Below are 10266 nucleotides of genomic sequence, written 5' to 3'. Positions count from 1 at the left end.
AATGCCGGCTCCGAGACGCCGCCTATCCAGATCGGGATCGAACGCTTCGGACGCGGATTGATGCCGGCTCGATCGATCCTGTCGAAGCGTCCATCGAACGAAACGACCGGTTCTTCCCAGAGTCGGCGCAGAAAGCCGATCTGCTCATCGGCCCGGCGCCCGCGGGTACGGAAGTTCTCGCCCAGCGCATCGTACTCGACATAGTTCCAGCCGATACCCACGCCGAGCCTGAGGCGTCCGCCCGAGAGAATGTCGACATCGGCGGCTTGCTGGGCGACCAGCACCGTCTGGCGCTGAGGAAGAATGAGGACGCCGGTCGTGAACTCGATGCGCTTTGTAATGCCCGCAGCATAGCCAAAGAGCACGAAGGGATCGTGGAAGGGATCGTTTTCCGTGTAGGGGCCTTCCAGCTCAGGTACTCGATCCGCATGAACCGCTTTGACCACGTGGTCATAGGCCAGGATGTAGTCATACTCCAACTCTTCGGCCGCCAGTACGATACGGCGCACCGCTTCGGCATCGCCGGCGATCTCGATCTGCGGGAACACCACGCCAAGTCTCATCGCAGTTCCTCCTCTTTCCCGGCCATGGCGTTTCCGCCCCTGTAATCAGGGGTGTGGGCCCCATGGCGCGGCCGTCATGAGTTGGTTTTCCTGATACTGGATCAGCGGCTGATACTTCTCCGCGAAACTCATAACATCGGGATCCTTGAACATGCTGTTCCAGCATTTGCGCCGGTCGACCTCATCATCGAATTTCCAGATGTGAATGACCTTGTTGATGGCGCCGATGTCTCCCAGGAAGTACCCGACCAGCTTATCCTGATATTTCTCCAGCGCAGCCCATCCCGACTGCCTGAAGAGCGTCACCGCTTCTGGCATCCGGCCTGGCAGGATTGTGTAAGTGCGGAGTTCGTATATTGCCATCGGTGGGCCTCCAGTAGTCTGCGTGCGACGCTGCGGGGCCTTCTCAGGCGCTCTTGCGGAAACTATGGCGACGCACGCGGATGCCGGCGGCCTCCCGATCGAAGGTGTCGTCCGTGACGCCCGCATCCCGGAGCTTAACCTTCTGCACCTTGGTGGTCGGCGTCCGCGGAAGCTCTTTCATGACCCGGACATAGCGCATCGAAACCTGACCCTATCCGTCATAGGAAATTCCGGCTTGCTGGAGTATTTCTGTCCACAAGGCCTCAGCAGCGGCTTCCGGACTCATGCTCCGCTCGTTATGGGTGAGCGTGATGGAGGCCTTGAGATGCAACTCGTACTCATCGGCCTCGACATTAAACCAACCATTGGCCGTGTTCTCGGCGGCGTTTTCGGAAAATGAATAGTAGATATCACCAAAACCGTGCTGGCCACGCCCGCCGTGCACGGTGAGATGTGCCGTCCCGCGACCGAGGCCGCGATTGACAATAACGCAGCCAAAGGAGGTTTCGGAGAGATTGGTGAACCGTCCCCGCAAGCCCTCGACACTATTCAGTTCCTGAACTGCGCTCTGAAAGTAGGCCTTGATCGTCTTGAAAGCGTTTTCGCGAAACTCGGCCTTGTCGATATCATCAAACTCGCGTCGGACGCGGTATCGCCGCTCCGGCGCTGAGCGGATCGCATCGTCATCGTTCGGCGCGGCCGCAGTATTGGATCCCGGTGCCGATGTGGGCGGCTCGTGATCCAGAATTCTGCGGAGTTCCTGTATGACATTCAGATACGCCGTGTTCTCGTTTGTCCAGTCGCTGATCGGTTTGCCGTCACGCGGCAGGGTTTTGAGCGCGCGCAGCCCGGACGATGCCCAATCACAGGGTTCGATGATGATCGGCACCACGCGAGCCTCGCGGGCATCGTGGCGCTCCAAGGCGCGCCGCATTTCTGTTTCGACGCAGTATTCCGAAGCAAGGAAATCGGGGCTGACAAGAAGAAGGAACAACTCGCAGGCTTCAAGTTGCTCGGCGATCTCGGCGTCGAGTTCGCTGCCTGCGAGTATGTCGCGGTCGTACCATGCCTCTATGTGCCCTTCGCGTTTCAGCGAGGCGAGATGAACATGCAGACGCTCCAGCGCAAAGCTGTCGCGGTGGGAATATGAGATGAACGCTTTCACAGGCGCTTCTACTTGCCTTTCTTACCGCCGTGCTTGGTTGGGTCGGCCATCTTGTATTGCTGTCCGGATTTCAGCGGTGGGGGCAGTGGCTCGCCCTTCGTCACTGTGCGCTCGATGCCTGTGCCGCCGCCGCGCGGACCAGTGATCTCGTACTGTCCGCTGCGCGGAGCCTTCTCGCCGGGCTTGTATGTCTTCGTCATTGTCTTCTTCCCCTACATCCTGTGGGAGGTTCCTTGAAAATCGCAAAATATCACAACCGGTGCAGAACACAAGGTGTACACCACAGGGGAGTTCGCGCTCTTGACAACCGGCCACGGAAGCGACCAAGAATGCGGCCAGATATCTAGAGTGAACCGCCCCGAGTTTGCTGGAGGCCGGTTTGTGTGAGTCACGCCCCGGCGCCGCCTCGGCTTTCGGCCCCGGTGAGCTGAAAGGCGGCCCAGTAGTAGGGGTGCGTTTTGCCGCTTTCGCGGAGCTCCTGCTGAGCCTGTCGCAGTGCCGCCCGCGCGCCGACTTCCGGCCGGGCGCGGTAGAACGCCTGCATCAGCTCCGAGGTGGCCGCGTCGTCAACCAGCCACAGGCTGGCCACGATGGCGTCGGCGCCGGAGAACAGGAAGCCTCGGGTCAGCCCGACGACATCGTCGCCGGAGCGGACCCGCCCGAGGCCTGTCTGGCAGGCCGAGAGGGTGACGAGGCTGGCATCGAGCCTCAACTCGTAGATCTCCGAGGCCGTCAGGCGCCCGTCATGCTCGCCGTCAGCGGTCAACAGCAGCGCCGAGCTCAACGGGTTCGTGGGATCGAACACGCCGTGCGAGGCCAGATGCAACACGTCATGCGCCGAGGCCCGCCGGCGCAGTGCCGTCTCCGTGGCGTTGCCGCGGAGGAGCGTCTCCGCCTGCGGCGTCGCCCGCGCGATTGCCACCGCCTCGGCCTCCGCGCCGGGCAGATCCAGCTCGGGATCGCCCAGGTCCGGGTTGCCCAACGCCAGCAGCCGCTCCCCGGCCCGGTTCCGGCCAATGAACTTCAGAACCGAAGCGCTCGGCAGCACCGCGATCTCCCATTCGTCCATCAGGAAACCGCCATCGGTGGTGGGGATCGCCGCGAATGGCAAATAATGCAGGGCCCCGTGCGGCACAATGGTCACCTGACGCCCACCCACGGCAGTGGTCAGCGGCCGGACGAGCCGCGCGTGCAGCACCTCGCCCGGCGCCCGCCAGGCGTCGCCGCCGGGCCGCGAGAGCGCACGCCGGAATCGACCGATGGCCTCGTCGAGGCCGTCGGTGGAAAGCTCGAAGGCCTGCACCCGGTTCCGGTCGGCAACGAAGGCGAACAGGCTGTCGCCCTGGCGGTAGTACTCCACCAGCGCCTCCCCAGCCGGGATCAGCGCCTGCAGCTCGGCCGCCGAGAACGCCGGCACGGTCACCAGCGAGGCCAGCTCCGGTGCGGCAGCGATCAATTCGGCGCGGGCGTCGGCGCTGCGGGTGGCGATGTCGAACCCCTCCTCGCGCGCCTGCTGCTTCAGCCGCGTCTCCTGAGCCTGGTAGCGCTCCAGCAGCGCTGCCTCCCGTGGCCGCACCGCGGCGTCGCCGAAGCTTTCCTTGGAGGCCAGGATGTCCACCAGCGCCCGGGCCTTGCCGCGCTCGGCATAGGCGAAGGCCTCGCTGACCCGGCCCTCCCGGATCAGCGCGCCGATCAGGTCGCGGTAGACCGCCTGCTTGTCGCCGACGAAGCTCATGCGGCCGGCTTCCGTCTCGATGGAGCGGCGCTGGCTCTCGATCACGCGCACGGCGCGCTCGAAGTACCCGATGGCCGCAGCCTGGTCGCCCTCCGCCAGCGCGATCCGGCCGCGGCCGTGCAGCGCCTGCCAGTAGACCGAGCCGAAGCCCTTCACCCGCGGCTCGGCCAGAATGTCGTCGTACCCGGCCTTCGCCTCCGCCAGCCGACCCGTCTCCAGTTCCGCTCGGTGCAGCATGAAACGAGGCTCGAAGCGCTGAGCGAACCGGACGTCCTCGATGTCGAGAGAGCCGGCGATATCCAGTGTCATCGCCTGGAAGAGCGGGTTGATGTAGTTGATCGTCTGAACGGCGAGAAAGAACGCTTCGTTCAGGCTTCTGTCGCGTTCGCGGGTCATCGCCGCATAGGCATTCTCATGCTCGTCGAGCGCCAGATAGAGACGCGCAAGCCACATCGACTTTGTCTCGTGCAATGCGGAGAAATTCCCGCGCATTTCGTGAATGCCTTCGTAGTCACTGGCATCCATCGCTTCCAGCCGTGCGATGCGCTCACGGGCGGCGCGTTCGTCACCCCATTCGATCTCGATGGAGCCCAGCATGCCGAGGGTGCGGGCCTGATAGAGGTTTCGTCGGCCCTTGTTGTCCTCGGGAATCTCCAACATGAACTTGGTGAAGCCACTCGACTCCTGTCGGTCCTGCTGCCAGACCGTGAGAAACTTGTTCTCATCCGCCAGCGTCAAGACAGTTGCGGCTTCCGTGTGAGCCTTCTCCAACTCACCCTGATAATACCAGGCGAAGGCTCTCATCATGCCGAGCTTGGCCTGGCTCCATGGACGGTTCAGGAAATCCATCTCGTCGCCCATGGACATGATGCTGTAGCGCCAGTAGTGGCCGCCATTGGCCGCAACCCGCTGCTCAAGCTCGTCCATGCAGTCGTGAAACCCGGCGAACACGCGGACCTGGAGCAATGCCTGGCATGTCGCATGGACTTCGTGCATCGGCCGATCCGGGTTGGTGGCCTGCGTGGTTTCGGCCTGCGCCGCGACCGACTTGAAATCGCCCCGATTGACGGCTCGTTGGGTGTCGGTGGTGCAGGCGGTTGTGAGAATGGCGAGGCTTAGGACACCGGCGCGAAGAAGGAGCGCCTTCGACTGCAACTTCATTGTAACTCCATGATTTTGAATTCGGATTCTAATCTACTTTGTATCGAGTATCGTGATACTTGACCAGTCCCTGGCCGCATCGGCGGCCCGGCTCGCAGCATTTTCCGTCATGCGGGCTGTGACCGGATCGGTTTCGCTGAATTCCGCGAAGCTATCGGCGGCCAGGGCGAATTCGCCATCATCGAGGGCCTGCTGCCCCGTCGGGGCGCGGGCCTCTCCTACGACCAGGTCACTGGCGACCTGACGAAGGTGAACTATTCCTCGACCCCCACCGGCACGCTGAAGCTCCGTCGGCGCATGCGCATGGATCAGCAGCAGATGATCGCCCACCAGCTCTGCCGCCCGGTCTGGCGCGACGTGGTCGAGACCGGGGTCATGTCCGGCGAACTGCGCGTCCGGGATTTCATCGGCAACCGCCGCTGCCACCTCCGGGTGCAGTGGATGGCGGAAGGCTGGGAATGGGTCGACCCGCAGAAGGAACAGGCCGCCGAGCAGTCGGCGGTGCGCAACGGCTTTACCTCCCGCCAGTCGGTGGTGGCGAAACTCGGCCGCGACATCGACCACGTCGACGCCGAGATCGCTGCCGACAACGCCCGCGCCGATAGCCTCGGGCTGGTGCTCGACACCGACCCGCGCCGGGTCAGCCGCGCAGGCCTCACCCAGGCCCGGTCGGAAGGCTCCGAAGTCCCGCGCGACGAGCGGCAAAACGGGGCAAAGAATGGGTGGCAGGCTGTATCTAAGGATTACTGAAAGTGCAGATGAATAGCCCCTGGGTTCGTAGACGCCTTCTTCGCTAATTTTGAGGCAAGGAGGCCATCGACGGAATATTGCAGCAACTTGGCTGGGTATGGTGAAAGGGTCGCTCCCATCGCTTCCAGAACCTGATGTGTGGACCGGCATGGCAGGGGCCGATGTCTCGGGGGCATTGAGGAGGAAGCACGCGGAAATCCATCGGAGCTCGCGGCGACGAATGCCGCCAGCTACATCACTCGCTGGGACACCATCCAACGAAGCCGGATATACGTCCGCAATTGCGATCTCCGATCCAGAGCCAACCAAATCGTTGCAATCAGGCGGGGTCCATATGCATCCATACGCTGGGCGGTTCATCACGCCGGTCTTGCCACGCGGCGACAACGCCGCGGCAAGCAGCGTCCTGCCACGATTCCATCAGTCGAACCGGGCCGGAACGACAGCCATGCCGACCTGAACGGTTACGCCGGCCCGCTCGGGAAGACCGTGATATCCGCCTCGGCGACCGTGCCGCCACCGGTGTCGGCCACGACCTGGTAGCCCGCGGTCTGGACATCGTCGTCGTAGATCAGGTGCTGGCCGTCGAAGACATAGGCAGAGCCCGATCCGACGCCGGAATTGGTGCCGTCATAGGCCGCGCCGATGGTGGCGAAGGACGCCACACCGATGGGGTCGAAGCCGCCGAACTCCTCGAAACTGAAGCTGTCCCCGTCGCCGGCCGTACCGCTGAAATCGCTCACCAGATCGACCGCAACCCCGGCATCGGCAACCGTCTGGTTGACGGCCACCAGAACCGTTTCGCTGATGTCGTTGTAGTTGAACCTGTCGGCGCCGGCCCCGCCCGTCATGCTGTCGGCGCCATCGTCGCCGGTGATGACATCATCGCCGGCGCCGCCTTCCAGCGTCTGTGCGCCCAGGGCGCCGATGACGAAATCATTGCCGCCGCCGCCGAAGAGCTGGTTGGACTCGTTGTCCTGGGCGACGATCGTGTCCGCGAAGTCAGAGCCGATGACGTTCTCGATGCTGGTGAGCGTATCGTTGCCGCCGTCGCCATCGTTGGCGGCCTGGTCGAGGCCCAGATCCACGTCCACACCTGCCGCCGCGCCGGAATAGTCGACGAAGTCGCCGACCGCGCCGCCGGTCCCGCCGTCCAGTGCGTCGTTGCCCGCGCCGCCGATCAGCGTGTCGTCGCCGGCGCCGCCGAGGAGGGAATCCGCGCCGGCATCGCCCGACATGCTGTCGTCGAGCGCACCGCCGGACAGCGTATCGGCGCCGTCGCCGCCGGAGAACAGCGTGCCCTCGGCGAAGCCGGCTTCGGTCGCGTCCGCCGCGCTGCCCGGCAGCGTGACCTGGTCGTCGCCCGCCAGGGCGTTGGCGTTGTTGCCGTCATCGACGAAGTCGGCCGTGGTGATCGCGTTCATGTCGACCACGTCCGCGGCGGCGCCGAACAGGGTATCGGCATTGTCGTTCACGACCGTGATGTCGATAGTGTCGGTCGCGGTCTTGGCCGTCGTGCCGCCATTGCCCTGATCGGAGACGTCGACCTGGATCGTGTCGCTGCCGGCGAAATTGGCGTTCGGCGTATAGACAAGGGAGCCGATGGCGGCGTTCACGTCCGCCAGCGAGCCTTCGAGGCTGACACTGCCGGTCTGATCGCCGCCGACGGTGGCGATCGTTCCGTCGGTCACATCGATCACGCCGTTGGCCGCCGTCAGCACGACGGCGATATTGCCCGCGCCGAGGTCGGCGTCGTCCACCGCGAGGCCGGCGATCGTCAAATTGCCGTCCTCGGCCACAGTGAAACCGTTGCCGACGGCCGATTCGGTACTGAGTGTCGCACTACCCTGGATAACGCCGTTATTGCCGTTGGCGGTGAGGTCCGCGAAGGTCGAACCGTCGCTGTCGTCGAAGTTCCAGTAGCCCTCCAGCCCCGCCTCGTTGCCGGTCAGCACCTGATCGCGCGCGCCGTCAACCTCCGCCTGGCTTCGGGCGACGGACCAGACCCGCACTTCGTCGATCAGGCCCTGGAACGGATTATCGCCCTGATTGAAGCCAATGCCGAGGCCGGAACCGCTCAGCCCGCTCGGCGCGGTCGTGGAACTGCCGACCTCGACGCCATCAACGTAGAGCCTTGTGGTGGTGCCGTCGAACGTGCCGGCCACATGGAAGAACGTTCCCTGCGACAGAACTGGCCCGGCCGCGAACGGGAAGAGTTCGAGCTGTCCGCCGATCAGGCCGAAATAGGGACTGTCGTTTCCGCCTTCGACGATCGTCATGTGTCCGGCGATCGGCGCGGTGTCGAGGCGCACGATCGCCTCGATCGTGACCGCGCCCGAGAACGATCCGAAGTTGAAGCTGCTGACGAAGCCATTCGACGTGTTGTCGCCCGGCAGCGAAATCGCCTGCCCGCCAGCTGGCAGGTCGATGGTTGGAGTCTCGTTGAAGGCTTCGGCTAGGCTGAACGACGTGTTGGCGAATTCCAGCGTCTCGAAGTTGACGATAACGTCGGTGGCGTCGCGGCCCGCCACCTGGTCGGTCACCGTGAAGAAGCCGTTGCCATTGTCGACGATGACGTATTCGTCGCTGGTTCCCGTAAAGACGACGATGTCATCGCCCGCGCCGCCGTCGAGCGTGTCGTCGCCGCCTCCGCCGATGATGGAATCGGCGCCGAGACCGCCGACCAGGGTGTCGTCATCGTCGCCGCCGTCCAGCGTGTCGCCGCCGTCGCCGCCGTCGAGCTGATCGAAGCCCGAGCTGCCGAAAACGGAATCCGCGCCATCGCCGCCCGAGAGCAGATCGTTGCCGAAACCGCCGTCGATCGCGTCGTTGCCCGCGTCGCCGCTGATCGTATCGGCTTCCGCGCCACCGCCCAGGGAATCGTCGCCGGCGCCGCCGGAAATGCTGTCCGACCCGCTGGTAAAGTCGACAGTGTCGTTTCCGGCGCCGCCAAAGATGACATCGTCGCCCGCGCCCGGATCGATGAAGTTGTCGAGGGAATCGCCGGTAATCGTGTCACCGAAGATGGAGCCGGTGACATTCTCGATACCGCTCAGCGTATCGAGGCCGCGACTGCCGTCGATCGCCGTCTGCGTGGACAGGTCTACATCTACCGCCGTGATGTCCTGGTTGTAGAGAACCGTATCGACACCGTCGCCGCCGTCGAGGAAGTCGCCGCCCTCCTGGCCGTTCAGGCTGTCATTGCCGAACCCGCCGAACAGGCTGTCGTCGCCGACGCCGCCGCTGATGAAGTCGTTGCCGCCATTGCCGCGGAAATTCTCCGGGTCAGCACCGCCGATCAGGGTGTCGTCGCCGTCGGAGCCGCGCACCGCCTCGATGTTGGCGAGAGTCTGGGTGTAGGCGGTCAGGTTGATGGTGACGTCGGCGAGGCCGGTCGAGGCGTCGAAGTTGACAGAGTCCACGTTTGTGCGGTCGTAGCGGACGAGGTCGAAGCCGCCCAGGCCGTCGATCGTGTCGTTGCCTTCGTCGGGGATGAAGCGGTCGTCGCCCGCCGAGCCCAGCATCGAGTCGGCGAAGGTGCTGCCGCGCACCTCATCGATGACGGCGAAGGAGTCGACGCCGCCATCGCCGTCGACGCTGGTCGTACCCGCCCCGATGTCGAGCGTGACGCCCCCGGCGGCGGTGATGTAGTCGAGCCGGTCGAAGCCGCCGCCGCCGGTGAAGTCGTCATTGCCCGCGCCGCCGCGGAACTGGAAGAACTCGTTGAAATCGATCAGGTCGGCGCTGACCGTGTCGTCGCCGGTGCCGCCGACCAGCATCAGCCCGCCGGTGATCCCGTCGATCAGGTTGACGCCTTCCAGTGTGTCGGTGCCGCCGGACTTCACGACCGTGCCCGAGATGTTGCCGATACTCGCGTTGATGCCCAGGGACTGGTCGTCGTAGAGGAGGGCGAAGAAGCCTTCGCCCGGCGCGATGAATTCGATCAGATTGCTGTCTGCGCCGGGCCGGATGATGTCGCCCGAACCGTCGTTCGCGCCGGGCCGAAGCGTGTCCGCGCCATTGCCGCCGATCAGCGTGTCCTGTCCAGCGCCGCCTTCCAGCAGGTCGGCGCCCTCGCCGCCGACCATGCTGTCATTGCCGGTGCCGCCGCGCAGCACGTCATCTCCGGCATTGCCGGTCAGGGTGTCGTCGCCGGCATTGCCGAACAGCAGGTCCGTATCTGCCCCGCCCGTCAGCGCATTGGCGCCGGCGTCGCCGGCCTGCGCCAGACCCGTGGAATCGAGGCCGAAGAAGATGGCGATCTGGTCGTAGGAAACCGCGCCGGCGTCGTCATAGCGGGTGGTCACGGCGATATCGTCGAAGCCGTCGCCGTTGATGTCGCCGATCATGGCGACGCCCTGGCCGAGATAGATATTGTCCACCGGTGCAGAGGTGATGGTGACGCCGTCGGTGCCGTCGATCGTGGACAGGTCGAAACTCGTCTCGGCAACCGCCTGGCCGGGGCCGAAGATGACATAGGCCTCGCCGACATTGCTGTAGCTGCCGTAGTCGACGCCTTCGGCGCCGAT

General features: G+C 64.5%; 8 protein-coding genes. 1 reads left to right on the top strand and 7 read right to left on the bottom strand.

What is annotated here, in order from left to right:
- The 6 genes from CWC60_RS19305 to CWC60_RS19285 form a co-directional block, all read right to left on the bottom strand.
- A partial coding sequence (locus tag CWC60_RS19305; protein WP_125182813.1) for a TIGR03619 family F420-dependent LLM class oxidoreductase occupies positions 1-563 on the bottom strand: 563 nt, incomplete at its 3' end.
- Between the two features lie 45 nt (positions 564-608).
- Positions 609-926 (bottom strand): NIPSNAP family protein, encoded by a 318-nt coding sequence (locus CWC60_RS19300; RefSeq protein ID WP_109795570.1) that lies wholly within the window; start codon positions 924-926, stop codon positions 609-611.
- Between the two features lie 43 nt (positions 927-969).
- Positions 970-1107, bottom strand: a complete 138-nt coding sequence (locus CWC60_RS23760) for a hypothetical protein (RefSeq protein ID WP_164516643.1) — start codon at positions 1105-1107, stop codon at positions 970-972.
- A gap of 30 nt (positions 1108-1137) precedes the next feature.
- Entirely contained in the window at positions 1138-2091 is a 954-nt protein-coding gene (locus CWC60_RS19295) for a toll/interleukin-1 receptor domain-containing protein (RefSeq protein ID WP_109795569.1), read from the bottom strand.
- Between the two features lie 8 nt (positions 2092-2099).
- Positions 2100-2291, bottom strand: coding sequence for a hypothetical protein (locus tag CWC60_RS19290; RefSeq protein ID WP_109795568.1), 192 nt, complete (start codon positions 2289-2291; stop codon positions 2100-2102).
- 188 nt (positions 2292-2479) lie between these two features.
- On the bottom strand, positions 2480-4987 hold the full coding sequence (locus CWC60_RS19285; protein WP_109795567.1) for a CHAT domain-containing protein: 2508 nt from the start codon (positions 4985-4987) through the stop codon (positions 2480-2482).
- 249 nt (positions 4988-5236) lie between these two features.
- Between CWC60_RS19285 and CWC60_RS19280 the strand changes: the two genes are divergently transcribed.
- Positions 5237-5737 (top strand): phage portal family protein, encoded by a 501-nt coding sequence (locus CWC60_RS19280; RefSeq protein WP_109795566.1) that lies wholly within the window; start codon positions 5237-5239, stop codon positions 5735-5737.
- A gap of 464 nt (positions 5738-6201) precedes the next feature.
- Here the strand turns inward: CWC60_RS19280 and CWC60_RS19275 are convergent.
- Positions 6202-10266 (bottom strand): beta strand repeat-containing protein (locus tag CWC60_RS19275; protein WP_338133094.1); only part of this gene is annotated, 4065 nt, incomplete at its 5' end.

The organism is Minwuia thermotolerans, from assembly GCF_002924445.1.
Taxonomy (GTDB): domain Bacteria; phylum Pseudomonadota; class Alphaproteobacteria; order Minwuiales; family Minwuiaceae; genus Minwuia; species Minwuia thermotolerans.
This window is presented reverse-complemented; position numbering and strand designations above follow the sequence as displayed.

Excerpts from the sequence above, each read along its gene's own strand:
- CWC60_RS19300 (WP_109795570.1), bottom strand. The coding sequence starts at position 926 with ATGGCAATATACGAACTCCGCACTTACACAATCCTGCCAGGCCGGATG.
- CWC60_RS23760 (WP_164516643.1), bottom strand. The coding sequence starts at position 1,107 with ATGAAAGAGCTTCCGCGGACGCCGACCACCAAGGTGCAGAAGGTTAAG.
- CWC60_RS19290 (WP_109795568.1), bottom strand. The coding sequence starts at position 2,291 with ATGACGAAGACATACAAGCCCGGCGAGAAGGCTCCGCGCAGCGGACAG.
- CWC60_RS19285 (WP_109795567.1), bottom strand. The coding sequence starts at position 4,987 with ATGAAGTTGCAGTCGAAGGCGCTCCTTCTTCGCGCCGGTGTCCTAAGC.